The sequence below is a fragment of the Fumia xinanensis genome (assembly GCF_014384905.1).
GTDB lineage: Bacteria > Bacillota > Clostridia > Oscillospirales > Ruminococcaceae > Fumia > Fumia xinanensis.
In genome coordinates, this window is record NZ_JACRSV010000001.1 from 549735 (window position 1) to 573467 (window position 23733).

The 23733-nt window shown below is 51.2% G+C and carries 21 protein-coding genes; 17 read left to right on the forward strand and 4 right to left on the reverse strand.

Annotation, left to right across the window (positions count from 1 at the left end; genetic code table 11):
- Window positions 1–80: 80 nt before the first annotated feature.
- Both H8710_RS02675 and H8710_RS02680 read right to left on the reverse strand, forming a co-directional pair.
- The gene (locus tag H8710_RS02675) at window positions 81–2159 is read right to left on the reverse strand and encodes a heavy metal translocating P-type ATPase (protein ID WP_249293858.1); all 2079 of its coding nucleotides are present in this window, start codon (window positions 2157–2159) and stop codon (window positions 81–83) included.
- A gap of 85 nt (window positions 2160–2244) precedes the next feature.
- On the reverse strand, window positions 2245–2625 hold the full coding sequence (locus tag H8710_RS02680; RefSeq protein ID WP_249293859.1) for an ArsR/SmtB family transcription factor: 381 nt from the start codon (window positions 2623–2625) through the stop codon (window positions 2245–2247).
- A gap of 219 nt (window positions 2626–2844) precedes the next feature.
- On the opposite strand from H8710_RS02680, the gene H8710_RS02685 reads away from it, so the two are divergent.
- The 12 genes from H8710_RS02685 (at window position 2845) to H8710_RS02740 (ending at window position 15848) form a co-directional block, all read left to right on the forward strand.
- Window positions 2845–3723, forward strand: a complete 879-nt coding sequence (locus H8710_RS02685; RefSeq protein WP_249293860.1) for a MerR family transcriptional regulator — start codon at window positions 2845–2847, stop codon at window positions 3721–3723.
- A 298-nt stretch (window positions 3724–4021) separates the two neighbouring features.
- Window positions 4022–5755: an NAD(+) synthase gene (gene nadE / locus H8710_RS02690; RefSeq protein ID WP_249293861.1), complete on the forward strand. Its 1734-nt coding sequence runs from the start codon at window positions 4022–4024 to the stop codon at window positions 5753–5755.
- A 256-nt stretch (window positions 5756–6011) separates the two neighbouring features.
- The gene (locus H8710_RS02695; RefSeq protein WP_249293862.1) at window positions 6012–6323 is read left to right on the forward strand and encodes a hypothetical protein; all 312 of its coding nucleotides are present in this window, start codon (window positions 6012–6014) and stop codon (window positions 6321–6323) included.
- A gap of 15 nt (window positions 6324–6338) precedes the next feature.
- On the forward strand, window positions 6339–7376 hold the full coding sequence (locus H8710_RS02700; RefSeq protein WP_249293863.1) for a V-type ATPase subunit: 1038 nt from the start codon (window positions 6339–6341) through the stop codon (window positions 7374–7376).
- A gap of 31 nt (window positions 7377–7407) precedes the next feature.
- Window positions 7408–9348, forward strand: coding sequence for a V-type ATP synthase subunit I (locus H8710_RS02705; protein ID WP_249293864.1), 1941 nt, complete (start codon window positions 7408–7410; stop codon window positions 9346–9348).
- Between the two features lie 57 nt (window positions 9349–9405).
- Window positions 9406–9834 (forward strand): ATP synthase subunit C, encoded by a 429-nt coding sequence (locus H8710_RS02710; protein ID WP_249293865.1) that lies wholly within the window; start codon window positions 9406–9408, stop codon window positions 9832–9834.
- An 82-nt stretch (window positions 9835–9916) separates the two neighbouring features.
- Window positions 9917–10225 carry a V-type ATP synthase subunit F gene (locus tag H8710_RS02715; protein ID WP_249293866.1) on the forward strand — a complete coding sequence of 103 codons (309 nt, stop codon included), beginning with the start codon at window positions 9917–9919 and terminating at the stop codon, window positions 10223–10225.
- Between the two features lie 56 nt (window positions 10226–10281).
- On the forward strand, window positions 10282–10860 hold the full coding sequence (locus H8710_RS02720) for a V-type ATP synthase subunit E (RefSeq protein WP_249293867.1): 579 nt from the start codon (window positions 10282–10284) through the stop codon (window positions 10858–10860).
- Window positions 10861–11054: 194 nt separating this feature from the next.
- Window positions 11055–12803 (forward strand): V-type ATP synthase subunit A, encoded by a 1749-nt coding sequence (locus H8710_RS02725; RefSeq protein ID WP_249293868.1) that lies wholly within the window; start codon window positions 11055–11057, stop codon window positions 12801–12803.
- A gap of 12 nt (window positions 12804–12815) precedes the next feature.
- A complete protein-coding gene (locus tag H8710_RS02730; RefSeq protein WP_249293869.1) occupies window positions 12816–14228 on the forward strand; it encodes a V-type ATP synthase subunit B in 1413 nt (470 codons plus the stop codon).
- A gap of 63 nt (window positions 14229–14291) precedes the next feature.
- A complete protein-coding gene (locus H8710_RS02735; RefSeq protein ID WP_249293870.1) occupies window positions 14292–14915 on the forward strand; it encodes a V-type ATP synthase subunit D in 624 nt (207 codons plus the stop codon).
- Window positions 14916–15062: 147 nt separating this feature from the next.
- Window positions 15063–15848 (forward strand): HAD family hydrolase, encoded by a 786-nt coding sequence (locus tag H8710_RS02740; protein WP_249293871.1) that lies wholly within the window; start codon window positions 15063–15065, stop codon window positions 15846–15848.
- 68 nt (window positions 15849–15916) lie between these two features.
- Here the strand turns inward: H8710_RS02740 and H8710_RS02745 are convergent, their stop codons facing one another.
- The gene (locus tag H8710_RS02745) at window positions 15917–16879 is read right to left on the reverse strand and encodes a M15 family metallopeptidase (RefSeq protein WP_249293872.1); all 963 of its coding nucleotides are present in this window, start codon (window positions 16877–16879) and stop codon (window positions 15917–15919) included.
- A gap of 868 nt (window positions 16880–17747) precedes the next feature.
- Here H8710_RS02745 and H8710_RS02750 point away from each other — a divergent pair.
- The 5 genes from H8710_RS02750 (at window position 17748) to H8710_RS02770 (ending at window position 23361) form a co-directional block, all read left to right on the forward strand.
- Complete coding sequence (locus tag H8710_RS02750; protein WP_249293873.1) at window positions 17748–18002, forward strand: (2Fe-2S) ferredoxin domain-containing protein; 255 nt, start codon at window positions 17748–17750, stop codon at window positions 18000–18002.
- 127 nt (window positions 18003–18129) lie between these two features.
- Window positions 18130–19812, forward strand: a complete 1683-nt coding sequence (locus tag H8710_RS02755) for a [Fe-Fe] hydrogenase large subunit C-terminal domain-containing protein (protein WP_249293874.1) — start codon at window positions 18130–18132, stop codon at window positions 19810–19812.
- Between the two features lie 12 nt (window positions 19813–19824).
- Window positions 19825–20991 (forward strand): SpoIIE family protein phosphatase, encoded by a 1167-nt coding sequence (locus H8710_RS02760; RefSeq protein WP_249293875.1) that lies wholly within the window; start codon window positions 19825–19827, stop codon window positions 20989–20991.
- Between the two features lie 14 nt (window positions 20992–21005).
- A complete protein-coding gene (locus H8710_RS02765) occupies window positions 21006–22439 on the forward strand; it encodes a 4Fe-4S dicluster domain-containing protein (RefSeq protein WP_249293876.1) in 1434 nt (477 codons plus the stop codon).
- A 97-nt stretch (window positions 22440–22536) separates the two neighbouring features.
- The gene (locus H8710_RS02770) at window positions 22537–23361 is read left to right on the forward strand and encodes a sugar phosphate isomerase/epimerase family protein (RefSeq protein ID WP_249293877.1); all 825 of its coding nucleotides are present in this window, start codon (window positions 22537–22539) and stop codon (window positions 23359–23361) included.
- A 34-nt stretch (window positions 23362–23395) separates the two neighbouring features.
- Here the strand turns inward: H8710_RS02770 and H8710_RS02775 are convergent, their stop codons facing one another.
- Complete coding sequence (locus H8710_RS02775) at window positions 23396–23587, reverse strand: hypothetical protein (protein ID WP_249293878.1); 192 nt, start codon at window positions 23585–23587, stop codon at window positions 23396–23398.
- Between the last annotated feature and the right edge of the window lie 146 nt (window positions 23588–23733).

Below are 23733 nucleotides of genomic sequence, written 5' to 3' on the forward strand. Positions count from 1 at the left end.
TTGCCGGAAAATTGCTTGCTTATAGTTAGCAGGGAAAACACAAGCCGCTGGTATTTTAATAACCAGCGGCTTTCTGACTTTTATCTGCGTGATTCCTTCCGCACCTTGAGGATGCGCAGCGAATTGAGGACAGTGATCAGGGTGACGCCCACGTCGGCGAAGATGGCGGCGGCCATGGGGGCGTAGCCCAAAGCGCCCAACACCAGCACCAGCGCCTTGACAAGGAGGATGAACACGATATTCCCCCGGGCAATCCGCATTCCTTTGCGGCAGGCGCGGATGGCGGCGGTAATCCCCTTCAGGTTGTTTGACATGAGCACCATGTCGGCGGTCTGAGTTGCCAAGTCGCTGCCCATGCCCATGGCGATACCCAAATCGGCGGCGGCGAGGACCGGCCCGTCGTTGATGCCGTCTCCGACGAAAACGGTAACGCCGGTCTGCTTCACGGTGAGCAGGTTTTCCACCTTCTGTTGGGGGAGCAGGTCGCTGCGGACTTCGTCTACGTTAAGGAAGCCGGCGGTCAGCTCCGCCTGCTCCTTCCGGTCGCCGGTGAGCATGATTGTTTTCTGCGCGCCCAGCGCCTTCAGTTCGGCGAGGGCTGCTTTGGCTTCCGGCTTCACTGTGTCGCCGATCTGGATGTAGCCTAAGAGGTTTTCTTCATCGGAGAGGTAGAGGTTTGCGGCGGGGGCGGCGTCCAGCGGAATACCCCGGTCGTTCATCAGCTTGTAGGAGCCGCAGTAGTAGGCTTTTCCGTCCACCATTGCCTTGACGCCCTTGCCGGCAATTTCTTCCGCCACATCGGGGGCGGGAAGGGCAGCGCCCGCCTTTTCGATGACCGCTTTGGCGATAGGATGGCTCGACACGCTTTCGCACACGGCGGCAAGGCGGAGGACCTCTTCCTTGTCCAGAGCGGAAAGAGAGCCGTACCCCGATACTTTCACTTTACCGGTGGTCAGGGTTCCGGTTTTATCAAAAACGAAGTTCTTTGCTTTGGACAGGATTTCCACGTGTTTGGAGCCTTTGATGAGGGCGCCCATTTTGGAAACGGTGCCGATGACGCTGTAAAAGGTCATGGGGACGGAAATCACCAGCGCGCAGGGGCAGGAGGCCACCAAAAAGATGAGGCTGCGGTTCAGCCAAGTGACGAATTCACCGAGACCGAACAGGGGAGGCAAAACGGCGATGAGAACGGCGAGGCCGACTACGACGGGGGTGTAGATTTTCGAGAATTTTGTGATAAACCGCTCGGTATTGCCTTTTTCCCGGGTGGCGTCCTTGACCAGCTCGGCAATTTTGTTGGCGGTGGAGTTTTCGTAGCTCTTTTCCACCCGGCATTTCAGCGCGCCGCTTAAGTTGATCATGCCGGAGAGGAGGGAATCGCCTGTCTCCGAGCGGACAGGCACGCTTTCGCCGGTGACGGCGGAGGTGTCGATGTCGCTGCCGCCTTCGAGAATGATGCAGTCCAAGGGCACTCGGTCGCCCACTTTTACGAGGATGGTGTCGCCGACGGAAATTTCCCTGGCGGCGATTTCTCGAACCGAGCCGTCGGGCGAAAGGAGATTAGCATTTTCCGGGACGATGTTCACCAGCGCGTCAATCCGTTTGCGGCTGTTCTGGACGGCCTTGTCTTCAAAGAACTCGCCGATTTTAAAGAGGATAGTGACAAGCGCCCCTTCAAAGCCTTCCCCGATGGCGAAGGCGGCGACGACAGCGATGGTCATCAGCGTCATTTCGTCCAGGGAGAACTTAAATAGCCCTTTGAAACCGGCAATCAGCAGGTCGTATCCGGCGAACAAAGTCGCGGCGGCCTGTATTGCCAGCCGCAGCCACCATAGAGGTTCGAATGTTTCCCCATGGGGGAGGAAGAAGGAAACAGCCACCAATATAGCGGCGATTCCCAATAAAATCAAATCTTTTTTACCGGTTTCATGGGTGGCGTGGTCATGGCCGCAGGAACAGCCGCCGCCTTCCCGACAGAGGGGGCAGTCGCAGCCGGGAGGATGGTCATGTGGGTGAGAATGCTCGTGGTCGCAATGGCAGGATTCTTCGTGATCGTGTTCGTGGGAATGGGTATGTTCATTATCCTCAGGGCCACAGGCGCCGCCCGTACAGGATGCTTCTGAATATTCGTGAGAGCCTTTGTGGCGAAATTTTTTCATGTCAATCAACATTCCTTTCCAGAATATATTGGCCGGTTTTGCAGGGCAAAGGTGCAAAATTCCGGGCTTGAAAGATTTACATAAACTATTTTGCCGGTTGTTCCGATAAATGGTAGATCGTGGTTCCGATGATCTCCGCAATATGCTCGTCGTCGATGGAGTAATACACCATTTTGCCGTCTTTGCGGTATTTGACGATACGTGCCGCCCGCAGTACCCGGAGCTGATGGGAAACGGCCGACTGAGACAAGTTAACCTGCTCGGAGATGTCCTGGACGCACAATTCATGGGTCAGCAGGGAGGTAATGATTTTCAGCCGGCTGCTGTCTGACAGCGCCTTGAAAAATTCGCTGGCTTCAAAGATAGTATCGTCATCAGGTATCTCCCGGGTCACGTCGGGAATGTTCTCATAGTGGTGATGTCCGTCCAGACAGCAGGCGTGTTCCAAAGATTTTTCCAGTCCCATCAGAATTCTCCTTTATTCTATAATTAAACATATGAGCATCTATTCATTTGTTATTATATGCAATTGTCCTTAAAATGTCAATAGAAATACAAAAAATTTTGAAAAGCTCTTGACTCTCACGCTGCGTGGTAAGTTATGATAGGAATGGGGGATACGAAGGCTTTCGCCGGGCGAAAGTATCCCGTTCATTTTAAAAATAACCAAATGGAGGGGTTTCGGATGAGAACGGTAAAGGAAATTGCCAAACTGACGGGCGTCAGCGTGCGTACACTGCAATACTATGACGAAATCGGGGTGTTCAAGCCGACGAGGGTGACGGAGGCGGGTTACCGGCTCTACGACGACGAGGCGCTGAATACGCTTCAGCAGATTTTGTTTTACAAGGAGCTGGATTTTCCGCTGAAAGAAATCAAAAGTATCATGGAGGACCCCGATTTCAGCAAAGTAGAAGCGTTTAAGCAGCAGAAAATCCTGCTGACGGCAAAACGGGACAGGCTGAATCGAATGCTCAGCCTGCTGAGTAATCTGGAAAAAGGAGAATTGTGTATAAGCTTTCAAGAATTTGATTTGAGTGAATATATCGCGGCGCTGGAAACCTTCAAAAACGAGCATGCCGAAGAAGTCATCAAACACTGGGGGAGTATGGAGAAGTTCGACGCCTTGATCGAGAAAGTAAGAGCGGATGAAACGGATATCGCCAAAACGGCTATTCAGTATTATGGAAGCGTGGAAAAGTACACGGCGGCCATGAAAAATAACCTAAGCCATTTTTCGGAGAATATGGAAAAGATGCAAAAAATCAAAGAAGACGGATATGTGGAAAAAAGCAGGAACCTGATGAAAATGCTGGTGGAAGATATTTCGAAGGATGTTAGTTTGCAAGAAGTACAGGGTGTTGTCGATGAAATTATTCATTTGTTTGATGAAAATCACAGTCCAAATATGGATATGGGTGATAACTATTGGGATATCCTCATTGATGGATACCTGCACAACCCGTCTATCATCGAAGTCACGGACTGTCAGTATGGAGAAGGGGCGTCAAAATTTATTGGTGAGGCGATTCGATATTATTTTGCAAGAAGTAGTTTGCTGTAAAGTTTCTAATTTCAGTGAAGCGGAATAGGAATATTTTCGGGTGGACAGGAGGGAACCCTTCTGTCCTTTTCTGAGGCGAAATTTTATTTTTTAGTTGGCCTTTCTCTATTCACAGCTTTTGTCCAAATGGGAAATGAATGGGAAAAATTTTCGAACCGGGAAAGAGTGGTATTTTTAGCCAAAATATGATATACTGAATGCAATGAAACGTTAAGCAGTCGAGAGAGCGCCTCCGGGCGCTTTTTATCTTGACTGCGCGGCCGGTGAAATCCGGCGGGACAAGATTGGAGGAAAAAATATGCCTTCATTTGTAAAGATAGGAATACTATCAAACCGCGTGGTTCTTGGAGATCCGGAACAATCAGCAGAAGAGCTGATCCCTTTGCTGGAAGAGCACAAGGGCTGTGGCGTTTTGGTGTTGCCGCCTTACTGTTTGGGTGGCAACGTGGGAAAGCTCGCCTGTGGTAAAACGTGGATTGATACGGCGGAGCAGGCATTTTTACGTGTGCAAAATGCGGCAGGTATTTCTATTCTATTGCTGGGCAAATATCATGAAAACGGAAGTTTGTTTTATGAGATACTCTGTCAGGGAAAAACAATGGCAGAAATTCCCATGGGCGGATATCAATTGTTCAATTTGTGCGGCATGAGAACTTGCCTGTATACAGCGGGAACAGCACGCCTAGCTTTTGATTTAGGAGCGCTGGAAACGGAAGGCGTCGAGCTGCTTTTGGTCTGTGAGCAGGCGCCGGCTAACACCGTCAGCCGGGAACGGCGGGACGAAATAATGAAAGTTGTGTCCCGCAGCCTCGGATGCCGTTTGTTTTATATAAATGGAGGGGCAGGGGACACTTCAGCCCCATATCTGTACGAGGCTTCCGCGGCGGAATATTTTCTGGGAGAAAAGGCTTTTTCGGAAGAAGATGCCATGGAGGCGGTATGTTATGAGTCAATCCTAGATCCAGAGCTCATAAAAGGATATAAACGCAATCATGGATTGCCTCTTGCACCGAAGAAAGAGCTTGTGTGCTTGGAAGTTCCCCGCTGCAACGATAATGAGTTTACCGTCAGCGCCGACCCTTTTCTACCGAAAGAAAAAGCGGATTTTCTCGAAAGGCTCTTTGTCCTTCAGGCGTCGTCGCTGGCTGTCCGCCTGCGAAATATCGGCGCCCGCAAGGTAGTGCTTGGCGTTTCGGGCGGGCTCGACTCCACACTGGCGCTTCTCGTGTGCCAAAAGGCAATGGATTTATTGAATCTGCCCCCCGAAAACATAGTGGCGGTGACTATGCAGGGCTTCGGCACCAGCGGGCGAACCTATGAAAACGCCCTGAAACTGATGCAGGGCCTCGGCTGCACCATCCGGGAAATTCCCATCCGGGACGCAGTGCTCCAGCATTTTTCGGACATTGGGCAGGACCCGCAGGTGCACGACACCGCCTACGAAAATGCGCAGGCCCGAGAACGGACTCAGATTTTGCTGGACATTTCAAACCAAATCGGCGGCATCGTCGTGGGGACGGGGGATTTGTCCGAAGCGGCGCTGGGATTCTGTACCTTTGCCGGGGACCACATTGCAAATTATAATGTCAACGTCTGCGTCACAAAAACCATGATGCGGCAGATGGTTTCACATTTGGCGGAAAGCGGGCGATTTGCCTCCTGTGGCGGCGTACTCCGGGATATTTTGGCCACTCCCATCAGCCCTGAGCTGCTCCCCGCTGACGAAAACGGCGGTATCGCCCAAAAAACCGAGGAAATTTTGGGGCCCTATGAGCTTCACGACTTTTTTCTTTACTATTTTTTGGAGTACGGATTGTCGACAAACTCGCTGGAGTTCTACGCCCAAAAAGCATTTCCAGAAATTTCTTCTGAAGAGATCGGACGGTGCGCGAAGCTGTTTTTCCGCCGATTTGTGCAAAACCAGTTCAAGCGCTCCTGCGCGCCTGATTGTGCATGTTTAACAGAGGTAAATCTGACGGCAGCAGCCTATGAATTCCCAAGCGATTGCAGCAGTAAGGTTTTTCAGAGGTAAACCATGGAAATCCTGGGTCAATAAAGATTTTTATTCGCATTTTATATATAATTTGTACAAAAAACTAGTTTATTTGCCCAGCCTTTTTCAGTAGGAACTCTATTGTAAATTTGACGGATTGGGTATATGATTAGGTGCATAGCAAAAATGTGAAATTTTCTTGTGAAACTTTGCTTCTTTTACAGATAATGGTTTATAATAGAATGGCAGGATGTTTTTCATTCTGCATCAACCGGGAAAGGCCAGGTGATTTCGAATGGATGATATTATCCACCAGATTTTGGACATTGACGCCCGCGCGCAGCAGAAGCTGCAGCAGGCATACGAGGACCGGGATCACATGAAAGAAAAACTAGACGGGCAGGTCGCCGAAATCCAGCAAGCCCAGCGAGCCGTCTTTGAAGAAAAGGTGCAGAAAGTACGCGATTCCCGCAAACAGCAGGAAAACAGCGAGGTGGAAAAAATCCGTGAGGCTGCAAATGCCGCTACCCAGAAATTGGCGGAACAATTCGAGAGCCGAAAGGACGAATGGCTGCGCCAAATCGTCGATTCGGTCCTCAACGGCTAAAGGAGATGGAAACCGATGCTCAATTCTTTCTCCAGCAATGCGATCCTGACAAAGGTCCACGCGATTTTTGGCAAACGGCTGACCCCTTCCGATTTCTCTCAGATGGCACGAAAATCAGATGTAGGAGAAGTCGCAGCCTTTTTGAAAGAAAATCCTTCCTACCAGAAGGCACTGAAAAACATCAACGAGACGGAAATCCACCGTGGCCAGCTAGAATCGCTCATTAAAAAGGATCTGTACTATAAGTACTCTTCTCTGCGCCGGTATGATTTTTCCGACAACGGTTTTTATGATTTTATACTGACCAGGGTAGAAGTGGATGAAATACTCCGCTGCCTGATGCTCATCGGCGCGGGACAGACGGAAGGCTTTATTATCGAGATGCCGTCATACCTCATGCACCACACTTCCTTTAACCTGATGGTGCTGACCCAGGTCAAGAATCTTGACGAACTGATCGAGGCGCTGTCGGGGACCCCTTACGCGGCGATTCTCAGAAGACTTCGCCGGGACGACGGCACAGCAGATTATCTGCACTGTGAGTTCGCGCTTTATTCCTATTACTACCAGTTTTTGTTCGATTCGGTGGATAAGCATTTCAGAGGGGCGACGAAAAAAGCCCTCAAAGAGATTATGCAGGCTGAAATTGAGGCGCACAATGTGGAAATCATTTTCCGCCTCAAGTATTTTCACCATATGGATGCGGAACAAATCAAACCCTTGTTGTTTCCATACCGTTACCACTTAAACGACGAGAAACTGGAAAAAATCCTGGAGGCGAAAACCATCGCCGAAATGACGGGAATTGCCAAAATCGTGCGGCCCGGTGAGGAAATGCATAAAGGCGTGCCGGAAGGTTTTATGGAGTATTACACCCATTCCTACTGCTACCGCATCTATAAGCGACAGCTGCATGGAACGACGAAAGCTGCTGTCGCCATGTATGCGTTCATCGCTTTGCGAAATATTGAAGTACAGAACATTATTACCGTGATTGAGGGAGTGCGGTACGGTCAGCCGCAGGACGAAATCCTCAGTCTGCTGATATTGTAACCACAAAAAACAAAGGTGGTGTACCTGAAAAATGGCTATTGAAAAAATGCAGCTGGTCGATATTGTCGGCCACCTGCCGGAGCTTGATCAAACGCTTTTAAAGTGTATTCAAAGTGGAGTGTTTCACCCGGAGACTGTCCTGAGTTCAGGGGACAAAACCACGGCGTTCAGTTTGATGAACGGAGAAAACACCTATTCCGCTTCTCTGAAAAAGCTGTATGATCTGGCACAGGATATCCATGCCAAGCTCCAATACACCGAGGATACGGGTAACCTTACCCCGGAAGCGGCGGACGGCGAAATTAAACGAATACGGGATAAGGCTTCCGCCCTGTCTCAGGAGAAGAAGACCCTCAAGGAGGAAATCGGCCAGTACGAGCAGGCACTGATGCTCATCAAGCATTTGCAGGGGCTGGATGTCTCCTTCGATGAAGTATTCGCCTCCAGTTATGTTAAAGTCAGGTTTGGGCGGCTGCCCTACGACAGCTTTCCAAAACTCAATTTTTACGATAAAAAGCCTTTCTTTTTCTTTACCTTTGACCACGATAGCGAGTATTATTGGGGGGTTTACTTCGCTCCGGCTCCGCAGATCGAATCGATCGACGACATTTTTAAATCTCTCTATTTTGAACGGCTCCGGGTACCGGATTACGCCCATAACAAGCCGGAAATCGCCATCGAGCATATCGGCGGCATGCTGGAAGAGCACAAAAACCGTCTTGTGGAAGTGCGAAAACAGATTGCGGATATTAAACAGGAAGAACTCAATTGTTTGAATTCCTGCTTTACCGTTTTGAAAGCGGCATCGGATACCTTTTCCATGAGGAAATACGTGGCGGTGGCCCACAACAGCTTCTATCTGGAGGGATTTGTCCCGGCTAGGGACGCAAGGAAGTTTGCCGATTCCCTCAATGACATCGACGGCGTGTCCTGCATGCTGAATCCGGTAGATGCGAACCCGGCCTTGACCCCGCCCACAAAGCTTCGGAACAAAGGCTTCGCCAAACCGTTCCAGATGTTTGTAGGAATGTACGGCCTACCTTCTTATCATGATTATGATCCCACCACCTTAGTGGCCATTACCTATACCTTGATGTTCGGCATCATGTTCGGCGATTTGGGCCAAGGACTCGTGATCGCCCTTATCGGTCTTTTCCTGGGGCTGGCCAAAAAAATGGACTTTGGGCGGATTATGCTCCGGCTGGGAATTTCCAGCGCAGTTTTCGGCACGATCTACGGTTCAGTGTTCGGCTATGAAGAATGGCTCGACCCGATGTGGGAAAGTTTGGGTTTCGGCGGAATCCTTCCTTTGAAGGTATTTGAGGCGGGGACAACGAATATGCTGCTTTTGGCGGCGATTTTTATCGGCGTAGGCGTTATCTGTGTTGCCATGATTATTAACATCTGCCTCGGTTTCAAGCACAAGGACTACGAACGGGCGGTATTCGGCAACAACGGGCTTGCGGGACTAGTGCTCTATATGGGAGCCGTTATCGCGGTGGCAGCGTTGATGCTTTATAATATCAATGTACTCAGTCCCTGGTTCATTATTTTAGTCATTGTGATTCCCGTGCTGCTCATCTTTCTGAGGGAGCCGCTGGGCAAAATGATGAAGAAACGCAAGGACTTAAAGCCCGCCGACGGGGTGGGCACCTTTATCCTCGAAAACTTCTTTGAGATGTTCGAATATGTTTTGAGCTACCTGTCCAACACTATGAGCTTCCTGCGTGTCGGCGGATTTATTCTCTCCCACGCCGGTATGATGGCTGTGGTCATGTCTCTCAGCGAAATGATGAGCGGGGGCGGTACAATAGTCGTCATGGTGATCGGCAACGTTTTTGTCATGTGCCTCGAGGGCCTCATCGTGGGCATCCAGGTGCTGAGACTGGAGTTTTACGAGATTTTCAGCCGTTTCTACAATGGCGACGGTAAGGAATACGAACCGGCATCCATTTCCTACAAAGCCGAATAGGGCGCGCCTATCCTGCTTTCACATATCAGACTAAATGACTTTCAGGAGGAAAACATCATGAAATTTTATCACTTTTTGCTGCCTCTTGCAGCTCTCGTTTTAATCAGCCTGCCCCTCGTCAATGTACTCAGAGGAATGTCCACCGGTAAAAAAGCAAGAAGAAACATCGTTCTCAATCTCTGCGCTTTCTTTGGCGTGTGTGCTTTGGCAGTTGTTATGCCTGTCGGCGGACTTGTCTCCGCTGCCAGTGAAGCAGCTGCGGCCGGATCTGCCGCAGCTGGCATGGGCTATATCGCCGCTGCTCTGTCTACCGGGCTTTCTGCATTGGGAGCTGGTATCGCAGTTGCCGCCGCTGCTCCCGCTGCTATCGGCGCTGTCAGCGAAGACCCCAAGTCTTTCGCCAAAGCGTTGATCTTCGTTGTATTGGGTGAAGGTATCGCCATCTATGGTCTGCTGATCTCCATCCTGATCCTCAACAGAGTCTGATAATTTGATTCGGTGGAGGGCCAAAAGCCCTCCACGATAATTTTTGAGACGACTCAAACACTTAACTAGGGGGTGACTCGGGATGCGCATGTATCTCATCAGCGACAACGTAGACACTCAGGTCGGAATGCGCCTTGCCGGAATTGAAGGCGAGGTTGTTCACGAATACGACGAAGTGCGTCAGGCCCTGGAACGGGTCTGCGCCACCGAGGACATCGGCATCGTATTGATGACCAAAAAGCTCATCACCCTTTGCAAAGACGTGGTGTACGACATCAAGCTCAACAAGCGGCGTCCCCTGATCGTGGAAATTCCAGACCGTCACGGTGACTCCGACATTGGGGATTCCATTACCACATACATCAGGGAGGCTGTCGGCATCAATATCTGACGTCTCCGCTTGTGACCAATGAGACAGGGAGAACCTGTATTGAAGGAGGGTTTCCTTTGCCAAACGATAAAGAAAAATTAGCACGCTTTGAAAAAGCGATTTTTACTGAAGTCAACGAAAAAGTGGCGGCAATTTTAGCTGAGGTGGAAGCACATCAGAAAGAAGTGCTGGAAAAAGCCGAGGAAGAGGCGAAAAACGAGGCCGAAAAAGAGGCCAAACAGGAACTGGAAGAGATCGAAGCCCAGTATGCCCAGGCCATTACCAAGGAAAAGCTCAATGCAAAGCAGCAAGTGCTGCTGAAGCGGAAAGAATTGATCGAGGGCCTGTTTGAAAAGGCGGGCGCAGAACTCAAAGCCTTTTCCGAGAGCGGAGAGTACGAAAAATATTTAGCTGCTGTTCTTCAAAAGGCCGATCTGTCCAAAGCGAAGATTTTGGCCCGGGAAGCAGATTGTGGACTCATGAAAAAGCTGGCCCCCGGCTGCGAGGTGGAGCCTGATCCAATGAATCTATTGGGCGGCATCGTCATCGTAAGCCCTGCTGACAACATCTACATTGACGAGACCTTTGCCTATAAGCTCAATGCCAAAAAGGAGGACTTTTACTCCGACAACAGCATACAGCTGGACGTTCTTTGAATTTATGGGTTGTTTATCCTCGGCTTTGTCGCGGGATGTGCCCAAAGCTTGTCTGAGAGTCCGGCCTTTGGGCTGTTTTTTCAAAATCTGCGGGCGGTTTTGATCGGCTTCTGGTTTTGAAAAAACAGCTGAAAAAAGACCTCAGATAAGCTCCTGAAAAAGAAGTCCCCATTTCGGAAAAGGAGTGAAAAACCTTGAACAATACCATTTATTCGATAAACGGGCCAGTCATTAAGGTCAAAGACACCAAAGACTTCTCCATGCTAGAGATGGTCTATGTGGGCCACAAAAAACTGGTTGGTGAGGTCATCGGCGTTACCGATAAATTTACCACCATTCAGGTCTACGAAGTGACCACCGGTTTAAAACCCGGCGAACCGGTTTATTCCACCGGCGCGCCGCTGAGCGCGACTCTGGGACCCGGTATTTTAACAAATATCTACGATGGCATCGAACGCCCTCTTCTGAAAATTGCTGACAAATGCGGCGCTTTCATCGACGAGGGAATCGACGTTTCTCCCATCGACACCGAGAAAAAATACGACGTGACCATGCAGGTTAAGGTGGGGGACACCTTAAAGGGCGGGCAGATCTACGCCACCTGCCCGGAGACCCCTGTAATCCTGCACAAATGCCTCCTCGCCCCTAATTTGAGCGGCGAAGTCGTGAAAGTCATGCCCGACGGGCAATATGCCGTCAACGATACCGTTGCAGTGATCCGCACCGAGGGCGGAGAGAAAAAAGAACTGACACTCTGCCAGAAATGGCCCATCCGGACACCAAGGCCGGTCCAAAAACGGCTTCCTATTGCCCGACCCCTTATCACCGGTCAGAGGATCATCGACACCTTGTTTCCCATCGCCAAAGGCGGCACCGCGGCCATCCCCGGCGGTTTCGGAACCGGCAAGACCATGACCCAGCATCAGCTGGCCAAATGGTGCGATGCTGATATCATCGTCTACATCGGCTGCGGCGAGCGCGGCAACGAAATGACCCAGGTTCTGGAGGAATTCTCGGAGCTTGTGGACCCCAAAACCGGCCGCGCCATGACCGACCGTACTGTACTGATCGCCAATACGTCCAACATGCCGGTTGCCGCCCGTGAGGCGTCCATCTACACCGGCATCACCTTGGCGGAATACTACCGCGACATGGGCTACCACGTGGCCATCATGGCGGACTCTACCTCCCGCTGGGCGGAAGCTCTCCGTGAGATTTCCGGACGCCTGGAAGAGATGCCCGCCGAGGAAGGGTTCCCGGCCTACCTGCCGTCCCGTTTAGCCGAGTTCTATGAGCGGGCCGGGTATATGATTCCCTTGAGCGGCGGAGAGGGAAGCGTTTCCATCATCGGAGCGGTTTCCCCCCAGGGCTCCGACTTCTCCGAACCAGTCACCCAGAACACCAAGCGTTTTGTTCGCACCTTTTGGGCGCTGGATAAATCGCTGGCTTACGCCCGGCATTATCCTGCCATCAACTGGATCACCAGTTACAGCGAATACATCGACGATTTGGCGGCCTACTACAAAGAAAACGTCAGCCCCGACTTTTTGCAGTGCCGTCAGCGGCTTTCGAACATCCTCGGCGAAGAGGCGAAGCTCATGGAGATCGTCAAGCTCATCGGCTCCGACGTTTTGCCGGAGGACCAGAAGCTCGTCATCGAAATCTCCAAGGTCATCCGGGTGGGCTTCTTGCAGCAGAACGCCTTCCACGAGGACGACACCTACGTGCCGCTCCCAAAACAGCTGGGCATGATGAAAATCATCCTCTACCTCTACGACCAGGCCATGCGGCTCGTGAAAAACAGTATCCCTGTGTCCCTTATGGCGGAGACAGGAGTGTTTGACGCGCTTGTAAAGATGAAGTACAACATCCCCAACAATCAGCTTGAAAAGATGGAAGAATACTATCCCATGATCGACGACAAGCTGTCGCAGATCAAGTAGGAGGCGAGGAGTATGAGCGTACAAATTTTAGGTTTGAAAGAAATTAACGGCCCCCTCGTCGTCCTTGATCACGTGACCGACATCGGATATGACGAAATGGCCGAACTCCACATGGAGGACGGCACCAAACGTTTGGCCCGTGTGGTGGAAATCCAGGGGGACAAAGCGGTTTTGCAGGTCTTTGAGGGCACCAACGGCATTTCTCTCACTAACACCCGCACCAGCTTCCAGGGACACCCTATGGAGATGCCCCTCTCCCCCGAGGTTCTGGGCAGGATCTTTAACGGTGCCGGCACCCCCATCGACGGCCTGGGCCCGATTTTTGCAAAAGAACACGCGGACATTAACGGAAAACCGTTAAACCCGGTTTCCCGTGAGTATCCTCGAAACTATATCCGCACCGGTATCTCCTCCATTGACGCCTTGATGACGCTGATTCGCGGCCAGAAGCTTCCGATTTTCTCCGGTTCCGGCATGAGCCACAACAAATTGGCGGCCCAGATTGTCAAGCAGGCCCAGCTAAGCGGCGATAAAGACGAGAAATTCGCCGTTGTTTTCGCGGCCATGGGCGTACAAAACGACGTGGCGGATTACTTTAAGCGCCAGTTTGAGGAGTCGGGCGTTCTGGAGCGGGTCGTCATGTTCCTAAACCTCTCAAGCGACCCCATCGTCGAGCGTATTGTCACCCCCCGGTGTGCGCTGACGGTTGCCGAATACTTAGCGTACGAAAAAGGGATGCACATCTTGGTCATCCTCACTGATATGACTTCTTACGCCGAAGCCCTTCGTGAGTTTTCCTCTTCCAAGGGCGAAATTCCCGGCAGAAAAGGCTATCCGGGCTATCTTTACTCCGATTTGGCGTCGCTTTATGAGCGGGCCGGCATCGTCAAGGGCGGAAACGGTTCTGTGACCCAAATCCCCATCCTCACCATGCCCAACGACGACATTACCCACCCCATCCCCGACTTGACCGGGTACATCACCGAGGGGCAGATCGTATTAGACCGCACCATGGATCAGAGTGGCGTTTACCCGCCGGTTTCCATCCTGCCGTCCCTGTCCCGTCTGATGAAGGACGGCATCGGAAAAGGCTACACCCGGGAAGACCATCCGGCGGTTTCCAACCAGCTTTTTTCCGCCTACGCCAAGACCCAGGATGCGAGAAGTCTCGCATCTGTCATCGGCGAGGAGGAGCTTTCCCCCTCCGACCGGGCGTATCTGGAGTTTGGCAAGATGTTCGAGGAATATTTCCTCAACCAGGGGTTTAATGAAAACCGCACCATCGAGCAGACGCTGGAGCTTGGCTGGGACCTTCTGTCCCTTCTGCCCAAAGAAGAGTTGGACCGCATCGACGAAAAGATGCTTTTGGAGTTCTACACCGAAAGCCGGGCCAAAAAATTCAAAAGACAGATTCATTCCGTTTGATTGTTAGCTTGTGAGGGCGGAAAGGTGATCACACCCTCTGTCCAGAAAAGGAGATGATTGCGCGTGGCTGACCAGGTGTTTCCCACCAAAGGAAATCTACTGAATATTAAGAAATCCCTGTCGCTGGCGAACCTCGGCTACGAGCTGATGGACCGAAAACGGAATATTCTCATTCGGGAGATGATGTCGCTCATCGACACCGCGAAAAAAATCCGTGATGAAATTGAAGACACCTATAAACGGGCCTACGACGCGCTCCAAAGGGCGAATATTTCTATGGGAATCTCAGAAAACGTCGCCTACTCCGTTCCGGTGGAGCGGAGTATCGAAATCACCTACCGAAGTGTAATGGGGGTGGAAATCCCTCATATCACCATGGAAGCGACGGAAACTGAGGGCGTTTTTTACGGACTTTATGTCTCTAACTCCCAGCTAGACATCGCTTATATCTGCTTTAACCGATGTAAAGAGATGACGGTGGTACTGGCGGAGATGGAAAACAGCATCTACCGGCTTGCCGTCGCCATCAAAAAAACCCAGCGCCGGGCAAACGCCCTCAAAAACATCATTATTCCGAACTTTGAGTCCACGGCGGCCTTTATCTCCAATGCGTTGGAGGAAAAGGAGAGGGAGGAATTTTCCCGCCTGAAGGTCATCCGTCATACCAAAGAAAGAAACGAAGCGTAAGGGTAGCGTGCAGAGATTTTTGAGAAGCAGGCTCCCGTTCTCACCGGTTTTCCCGGTGGGAATGGGAGCCTTTTCTTGTAAAAATGCCTGTAATCCGTTATAATAAAGGTAACGTTTTGACAGCAGACCGAAAGAGAGGAAACGACATTGGAACCGATTGTGAACTTAAAACCGGAAACGGCAAAAAATCTGCGCTATGTCCTCCATGACATCGACGACACCATTACAAACGAGGGCAAAATTCTCCCCGAGGCCTATGACGCATTGTGGAAACTTTATCGAGCCGGCATCAAGGTGATTCCTGTCACCGGCCGTCCGGCGGGCTGGTGCGACATGGCGGTGCGACAGTGGCCCATCGACGCTATCATCGGAGAGAATGGAGCGCTCGTTTTCTACGAGGAAAACGGCAGGCGGAAGGAATTTACCCATCCGTCCATTCCCACAGAGGACGTTTCCGGTAAACTTGAGGTCATCCGGGACGCCTGCCTGAAGGAAGTGCCCGGCTGCCGGATTTCCAAAGACCAGCATTACCGCCAGTATGATTTGGCCATCGATTTTAACGAGGACGAGCCGAAGCTTGGATTCGAGGCGGCGGAGCGAATCAAGGAAGTCTGCGAACGGTTTGGGGCGGTGGCAAAAATCAGCTCCATTCATGTGAACACCTGGTTTGGGGATTTCAACAAAGTCTCGATGGCAAAGCTCTTTCTCTCTGATGTACGTGGGGAGGAGGACATCCAAAACCATGTGATGTTTTTCGGCGATTCCCCCAATGACGAGCCCATGTTCGAGAGTCTGAAACTGAGCTGCGGTGTGGCGAACATCAAGCCTTTCGTGCGTTTGCTCAACCACCTGCCCACCTATGTGACCGAAGGGGAGGGCGGATACGGTTTTGCCGAGGCGGTGGAACAGATCTTAGCGCTTCGGAAAGAATAAAATTCATCTGCATCGAAACAAAAAACATCGGCTTATGTAAGCCGATGTTTTTTACATGAATAGCAAAATTATTGCAGATAATAGGAGGGGATTCCTAAGTATTTTTCCAGGCAAAGTCCGCTTTCATAGACCGCCTTGGCAGTGTCTTTCCCTAGATACCGGAGGTGCCAGGGCTCGTACTGGTAGCCGGTGATATCTTCTTGGCCTTTGGGATAGCGGATGATGAAGCCGTATTCGTGGGCGTGTGCGGCAAGCCATTTTGCCTCGGCGGTGTTTGCGAAGGAGTCGTTGATTTGGTTTACATCAAACGCCAGCCCCGTCTGATGCTCCGAAAAGCCAGCTCGTGCAGAATACCGGTCGGCGGCATTTTTTCCGTCCCTCGCCGCATATTTTTGATAGAGACCCGCCTGATAGCTATAGGATCGGTAGCCGGAAGAAATGTAAAGCGACATGCCCTGTGCCGACATGGCATTTTTCAGTGTGTTGAAAGCGCCCATCACTTCGTCGGTGAGGCCGCCGGGAGTATAGTTTTTCGGGAGGGGGTAGCGTTTATTGGCGACGAGAATGCCGTCCACGTAAATGAGGCCGCCCTTCAAACGGATGCTTTTACCGTTGGAGGAAAAAGCTTCACAGCTTTCGCAGGCTTCAACGCCGTTTTGCTCCAACGCGCCGGAAGGCCCTAAAAAATACCAGTCTGTTCCGTCGTGGATAAAGCCTTTTTGCATGGCCCCGAACCGGTCCATGTAGTACCACTGGCCTCCTGTTTTGATCCAGCCAGTCTTCATCGTGCCATCGGATGCCATATAATACCATTTTCCTCCTGAGTACACCCATCCGGTTTCCATCAAGCCATTGGAGTCAAAGTGATACCACTTGCCCTGAAGCGTAAGCCAGCCGGTTGCTTTCGAACCATTCTTTTGCAGGTATGTCCAGTTGCCGGTACTGTCTTTTTTCCATGCTGCGCCTACTGGTACAGTTACTGTGGATGCGATTAAAGACAGTGCAAGCACGGATGCAATGAGTTTTTTCATTTTTTCCTCCTGAACCGGTTTAGATTATTCCGGTGTACAAAGTTTCTTGTATAAAGGCAGCTTTTGCAATAATTGATGTATTTCATTATACCATAAATTAGTGGACGAAGTCCACGATAACGGGCATAGCCCGCGCAAGGCGCTTTGCAAACAGCCCTGCTGTTTGCTTGTGAGGCTATTATACCACAATTTAATTGCGCGAAGCGCAAGGAGCGGCGCAGCCGCAGGGGCGATAGTCCAAATTGTGATAAAATGTTCTCTCAGGCGTCCGAAGGCTTGTGAAACAAGGCTTCGGCTTACGCCGTGAGGTTATTATACCATATCCGCAAGCCCATAGGGCTTGCACGCCGCTTTCAGCGGCGCAAAACAGCTTTAGCTGTTTTTGTTATGGTGATAATCATCCACAAATCATTTTGCGAGACAAAATGATTGCGCCTGCGGCGCATAGCACACATTGTGTGCTATTTGTGGATATTATACCATAAATTCGCCCGCTTTAGCGGGCAAAAAGACGCGAAGCGACTTTGTCGGCCGTGCAGCGGCCGGGACTTATGATACAATGTTCTCACTTATCCCGGGCCAGCGGGATAAAAGCGCCTTTAGGCGCATGGCACACTTTATGTGTCAGTTGTAGATATTATACGGCAGATAAATCAAAAAGTCAAAAAAGAGAACTTCTGGGAAAGACCGATAATTTGCAATAGATTTATAAGAAATAAAATCAGCTTATTCTCCGTAAATTCGTGGAAAATCGCCAATAATCGTTGACTTTTCGGGGAATAACCAGTATAATAAAAACATATTTGATAATAATTTAACAATTCGATGAATTACAGCTTTAATTTGCTAAATCAATAAGGAGGATTTTATGGAAGTATTTATCTGTGTGGGCAGTTCCTGCCACCTCAAGGGGTCTTACAACATCATCAACGCTTTTCAAAAGTTGATTGAGGAGCACAAGCTGGAAGACAAGGTGGAGCTTAAGGCGTCTTTCTGTCTGGGCCATTGTACCGATGGTGTTTCCACGAAAATCAATGGGGAGTTCGTTGATCATGTATCTCCCGAAAACGCGGTGGAAATTTTCAATCAATACGTGTTGAAGCCAATTCAGAACGGGAACTGACTCTTTTTAGGAAAGGCGGCGCTCTGCCCAAAATTGGAAACGTTTTCATCCGGGAGGCGCGCATTTTCCGATCAGCATCTAACTCTGCGGCGTCGAAAATCGGACGCTTGAGAAAGGCGTGAATGTTGTGGAAGTATTGAGCTTTAAAAAAGCAAACTGCAAAGACTGCTATAAATGTGTGCGCGAATGTCCCATCAAGGCCATCCGCGTTAAAGACCACCAGGCGCAAATCATCCCTGAGGAATGCATTTTGTGCGGCCGGTGCGTTAAAATTTGTCCCCAGAACGCAAAGCAGGTCCGGGACGATGTGCCACGGGTCAAGGAAATGATGAAATCCGGCAAAAAAGTGGTGGCGTCGCTGGCGCCGTCCTATATTGCCGCCTTTGACACCGACGGGTTTACTCCCATCGCCGAGGCTATCAAAAAACTGGGCTTTTTCGACGTGCAGGAAACTGCCGCCGGCGCCAATGTGGTCAAGCGGGAGTACGAGCGGCTGGTTCAGGAAAAACAGCCGGTCATCATCTCCTCCTGCTGCCATTCGGTGATCCGCCTCATCCAGAAATACCACATCGGCTGTCTGCCCTATGTGGCCAAGGTGCTCTCTCCTATGGACGCCCACGGCCGCTTGATGAAAGAGCAGTACCCCGACGCCGAGGTGGTGTTCATCAGCCCCTGCATCTCCAAAAAAGACGAAGTGGATCAGTATTGCGGCAACGAGAGCATCAGCATTACCATCACTTTTGACGAGCTTTGGGATTGGTTTGCCGAGGAAGGAGTGGAGATCGATAATTCCAAAGGAGACGGCTCCAAGTTCCGCTCCCGGTTTTTCCCTGAGACCGGCGGTATTATCAAGAGTATGGATGTAGACCCTACCTATCAATATATCGCTATCGACGGTGTGGAAAATTGCCGGAAGGCGTTAGAGGAAATCGCCGAGGGGAAGATGGAAGGCTATTTCATTGAGATGAGCGCCTGCGAGGGAAGCTGTATCAACGGGCCGGGTATGCCCCATGAGAAAAAGGGGATCATTACCTCCCGCGCCATGGTAGAAAAAATCGCCGAAAAGAAAAAAGATTACGATGTAGTACATAATCTAACCCTGAACAAACGGATTGATTTGGACCTGCCCCGCCAGAATATTCCCGGTGAGGCGGCTATTTGGGAAATTTTGGCTAAGACGGGTAAGACAAAACCTGAAGATATGCTCAACTGCGGCGCCTGCGGCTATTCCACCTGTTGGGAGAAGGCCATCGCCGTCTACCAGGGCAAGGCGGAGCTGGAAATGTGCCTGCCTTATATGAAAGAGCGGGCGGAATCGGTTTCTGACCAGATTCTCGATTCTTCCCCCAACGCCATTATCGCGGTTGATTCCAGCTTTTCCATCCAGCAGTTCAACCGGGCTGCATACCGCTTAATGAGCATCGATCCAGGAGAAAAGATGGCAGGCCGCCCCATCGGCGACATCTACGACGAGGCGGAGCTCATCGACATTATCGACACTCGCCAGAATGTCCTGTCGGAGAAATGCTATCTCGACCGGTACGGCATCTACGTGGAAAAATCTATTATTTACGACTACGACCACGGACTGCTGCTGATTTTCCTCAAGGATATCAATAAAGAAGAAAAGGCCGCCCAGCACGAGGCTGCCATGCGCCGGGACACCATCGAGATCACCGACCAGGTCATCAACAAACAGATGCGGGTCGTTCAGGAAATCGCCTCCCTTTTAGGGGAAACCACGGCTGAAACCAAGATCGCCCTGACGAGGCTCAAGGAGAGCATGATGGACGACGCCGACGAAGCCTAAGGGGGCGTTGCCATGAGATATTTTATCGAAACCGGCTATGTGAGCCTTAATAAATACGGCGAGGAGCTCTGCGGCGACCGGGTAGAGAGCATCTATTACGATGGCACTCTAACCCTGGTTCTGGCTGACGGGCTGGGAAGCGGTGTCAAGGCCAACATCCTCTCCACTCTGACTTCAAAAATTATTGGCACCATGATGGCCAGCGGCATGAAAATCGAGGACTGTGTTGAGACCATTATCCAGACACTGCCCATCTGCAAAGTGCGCCAGGTAGCTTATTCCACCTTTACCATTTTGCAAATCCGCTCCGATGGGGAAGCCTACATGGTACAGTTTGACAACCCCCTCTGCGTCCTGCTGCGGGACGGCAAACGCACCGAATATCCCATTGAAATGAACATTATCTCGGACAAAACCGTTTATGAAAGCCGGATGAAAGTGGAGCTGGGGGACGTTTTCGTCATGTTCAGCGACGGAGTGCCACACGCCGGAATCGGCATTACCATGAACATCGGCTGGCAGCAGGAGAACGTGGCAAAATTCCTGGAGGAAAACTACGACCCCGACGCTTCTCCCAAAAGTACGGCGGCAAAGCTGGCCGACGCCTGCAAGGCCCTTTACATGGACAAAATGGGGGATGATACCACCGTCGCCGTCATGAAGGTGCGGGAAAAATCCTTGGTTTCTATCATGTTCGGCCCGCCGTCCGATTCGGCCGACGACAAAAAGGTAGTCAAGGAATTTTTAGAGGACGAGGGTAAAAAAATCGTCAGCGGGGGAACCACCTCCAAAATCGTCTCCGGCTATCTTGGGACGACGGTGCGCACCTGCCTCGACTACATCGACCCGAAAATTCCTCCCATCGGATACATGGACGGGGTGGACCTGGTCACCGAGGGGGCACTGACTCTGGGGAAGGTTATGGAGATTTCCAACACCATCGTCAGCGATTCCAACACCGACACCTCCTGGCTCAAAAAGAAGGATGGGGCATCGCTGATCGCCAAGTACCTTTTTGAGGAGGCCACTGACGTGAATTTTTACGTGGGCCGGGCCATGAACCCTGCTCATCAGAACCCGAACCTCCCTCTCGACCTTTCCCTGAAGCTGAAAATCGTTGAGATTCTCGCCAAAAATCTGGAGATCATGGGAAAACGGGTAAAAGTGAAATATTATTAAGAAAGGTAAGGCAGATGAACAGAAATTTTGATACCAGCGTGCAGCTTTTGAAATATCAGGTTTTAAAGGAGGTCTCCAAGCTCGCCTTTGAGGGCCGGCTCCGGGAGGGTTACTACGAAATCCCCAAAACCATCATCCCCGGTAAAAAAGCCACCATGCGCTGCTGCGTCTACAAGGAGCGGGCAATTGTCGAGGAGCGGGTACATATGGCCATGGGCGGCGACCGGGATAACCCCAACGTCATCGAGGTCATCGACATCGCCTGTGACGAGTGCCCCGTTCATCGGGTCACTGTCAGCGACGCCTGCCGTGGATGTATTGCTCACCGCTGCCAGAGCGTTTGCCCCAAGGACGCTATCCGCATCAAGGACCAGCACGCCGTCATCGACCACGATAAATGCGTGGCCTGCGGCAGGTGCGCCAGCGTCTGTCCTTACGGCGCGATTTTAGAGCAGGTCCGCCCCTGTGAGCGGAGCTGCAAAGCGGGCGCCATCAAGATGGATGAGGACGAGAAGGCCCACATCAACAACGAGAAGTGCGTCTCCTGCGGCGCCTGTGTCTACCAGTGTCCCTTCGGCGCCATCGTCGACAAGTCCTACATTGTTGACGCCATCGAGATGATTAAGGAAAGCGACCAAAACCGCAATTACAAGGTCTACGCCGTCATCGCCCCCGCCATTTCCAGCCAGTTTGCATATGCAAAAATCGGCCAGATCGTCACCGGAATCAAGAAATTAGGTATTCACGAGGTTGTTGAGGCTGCTTTGGGCGCCGACATGACAGCCTATAAGGAATCCGACGAGCTGATGGAGAAAGGCTTCCTCACAAGCTCCTGCTGCCCTGCTTTCGTCGATTTCATTCACAAGAATTTCCCCCAGATGGTGGAGCACATTTCCCACAACCTGTCCCCCATGGCGGAAATCGCCAAATATATCAAAGAAACCGACCCCACTGGAAAAGTAATTTTCATCGGGCCCTGTACCGCCAAGAAAATGGAAGTGAAGCGGGAACCGGTGAACCGGTATGTGGACTGCGTCATCACCTTTGAGGAGCTTCAGGCGCTGCTGGACAGTCGGGACATAGAGCCGGAAAATCTGGAGGAGTCGCCGCTGAACAACGCCTCTTACTATGGCCGCATCTTCGCACGGTCGGGCGGCGTGTCCGACGCGGTGGTGCAGGCCCTCAAGGAAAAAGGCGAGGAGTTTACCGTGAAGGCCGAGGCCTGCGACGGGCTGGAAGCCTGTAAAATAGCCCTGCTCAAAGCGAACAAGGGCGTTTTGGACGCGAACTTCATCGAAGGTATGGCCTGCGTGGGTGGATGTATCGGCGGGGCAGCCTGCGTCACTCACGGCCCCAAGGACAAAAATGAAGTGGACAAATACGGAAAGCTTGCCAAAGAAACGGGTATTCTCGACTCTATCCGTATTCTGGAACTGAGCAAAAAATAAAGCTTGCAGTTTCTTTTACAATTTGATACGATGAAGAAAAACAAACGCCGCGATTTTGTCGCGGCGTTTGTCCCATCAAGAGAAAGAAGGCTTTTTTATGAAAACCAGCCGCATGGATTGGAAAGTGGGTGCCGCATCCTGCCTTTTTGGGGAGCAGGCCGTCGCATTGGAAGACATGACCCGTCTTTCGGAAAACGGCGTGAACTTTATGGAACTGGATATGCAGAACCGCTGGCAAAGATGGCCGGCCTGCGACCTGAAAGCCGCGTGGAAGCATCTGGGAGATCACGCCAAACGCATCGGCCTCACCATATGGTCGCTTCACATCCCCTACGGATGGGACGAGGATCTGTCAAGCCTCGACGAGTGCCACCGCAAGGCTGTCGTCGTCCGGCACAGCGCGCTGATTTCCTCGGCGGCGGAAGCAATGGGTATCCGCAAGACTGTGGTGCATCCTTCCTTTGAGCCCGTCCCCGAAAACGAGCGGGAGGAGCGGATTAAACGGGTGAGAGAGTCACTCTCTGACCTCTGCGACGCGGCGGAACAGGTGGGGGTGCAGGTGGCAGTGGAGGATCTTCCTCGTACCTGCCTCGGAAACACCACCGAAGAGATGCTCCGGATTGTCGACGGCATCGACAGGCTGGGTGTCTGCTGCGACACGAACCACCTGCTCACCGAGAGGACGGAGGATTTCATCCGTGCGTTGGGAAGCCGCATCGTCACGGTGCATCTTTCCGATTACGACTTCGTCAACGAGCGCCACTGGCTCCCCGGCAAGGGTTTGAACGATTGGGAAGCGATTCTGTCCGCTTTGGAGGACGCGGGGTACAGCGGCCCGGCCATGTTTGAACTGGGGCCAGATTTTTGCCCGGCTGGTCCCGCAGGCGTGAGGAAATGCTGGGATAAGCTAATTAAAAGATAAGAAAACAGCGGGAATCCATCGATTCCCGCTGTTTTTATGCCAACACGATGTCCTCTTCGGTTACGATGATTTCACTATGCTCCATTTCATATCTTTTTATTTCTTTTTTTACGAGATGGTCGATCATATTTGCTAGGGAACGGTGTTCTTCTCGGGCAATTTTTTGTATTTTACAATGAGTTACAGGGTCTAATCTGAGATTGCTTTGGATTTTTATAACCGGCATACGCAGCCCTCCTCTTTCCATTTCTATAATAGCGTTTTTTATGGCAGTTTATATTCTTAAAAGTTGTAATATTCCTATAAAGAGTACCGTTATAGTTACTGATTCCGTTGCGAACCTTCAACACTATTATAATACGATTGTTATTT

Coding starts and splice junctions, on each gene's coding strand:
- H8710_RS02675 (WP_249293858.1), bottom strand. CDS start 2,159: ATGAAAAAATTTCGCCACAAAGGCTCTCACGAATATTCAGAAGCATCC.
- H8710_RS02680 (WP_249293859.1), bottom strand. CDS start 2,625: ATGGGACTGGAAAAATCTTTGGAACACGCCTGCTGTCTGGACGGACAT.
- H8710_RS02685 (WP_249293860.1), top strand. CDS start 2,845: ATGAGAACGGTAAAGGAAATTGCCAAACTGACGGGCGTCAGCGTGCGT.
- nadE (WP_249293861.1), top strand. CDS start 4,022: ATGCCTTCATTTGTAAAGATAGGAATACTATCAAACCGCGTGGTTCTT.
- H8710_RS02695 (WP_249293862.1), top strand. CDS start 6,012: ATGGATGATATTATCCACCAGATTTTGGACATTGACGCCCGCGCGCAG.
- H8710_RS02700 (WP_249293863.1), top strand. CDS start 6,339: ATGCTCAATTCTTTCTCCAGCAATGCGATCCTGACAAAGGTCCACGCG.
- H8710_RS02705 (WP_249293864.1), top strand. CDS start 7,408: ATGGCTATTGAAAAAATGCAGCTGGTCGATATTGTCGGCCACCTGCCG.
- H8710_RS02710 (WP_249293865.1), top strand. CDS start 9,406: ATGAAATTTTATCACTTTTTGCTGCCTCTTGCAGCTCTCGTTTTAATC.
- H8710_RS02715 (WP_249293866.1), top strand. CDS start 9,917: ATGCGCATGTATCTCATCAGCGACAACGTAGACACTCAGGTCGGAATG.
- H8710_RS02730 (WP_249293869.1), top strand. CDS start 12,816: ATGAGCGTACAAATTTTAGGTTTGAAAGAAATTAACGGCCCCCTCGTC.
- H8710_RS02745 (WP_249293872.1), bottom strand. CDS start 16,879: ATGAAAAAACTCATTGCATCCGTGCTTGCACTGTCTTTAATCGCATCC.
- H8710_RS02750 (WP_249293873.1), top strand. CDS start 17,748: ATGGAAGTATTTATCTGTGTGGGCAGTTCCTGCCACCTCAAGGGGTCT.
- H8710_RS02760 (WP_249293875.1), top strand. CDS start 19,825: ATGAGATATTTTATCGAAACCGGCTATGTGAGCCTTAATAAATACGGC.
- H8710_RS02765 (WP_249293876.1), top strand. CDS start 21,006: ATGAACAGAAATTTTGATACCAGCGTGCAGCTTTTGAAATATCAGGTT.
- H8710_RS02770 (WP_249293877.1), top strand. CDS start 22,537: ATGAAAACCAGCCGCATGGATTGGAAAGTGGGTGCCGCATCCTGCCTT.
- H8710_RS02775 (WP_249293878.1), bottom strand. CDS start 23,587: ATGCCGGTTATAAAAATCCAAAGCAATCTCAGATTAGACCCTGTAACT.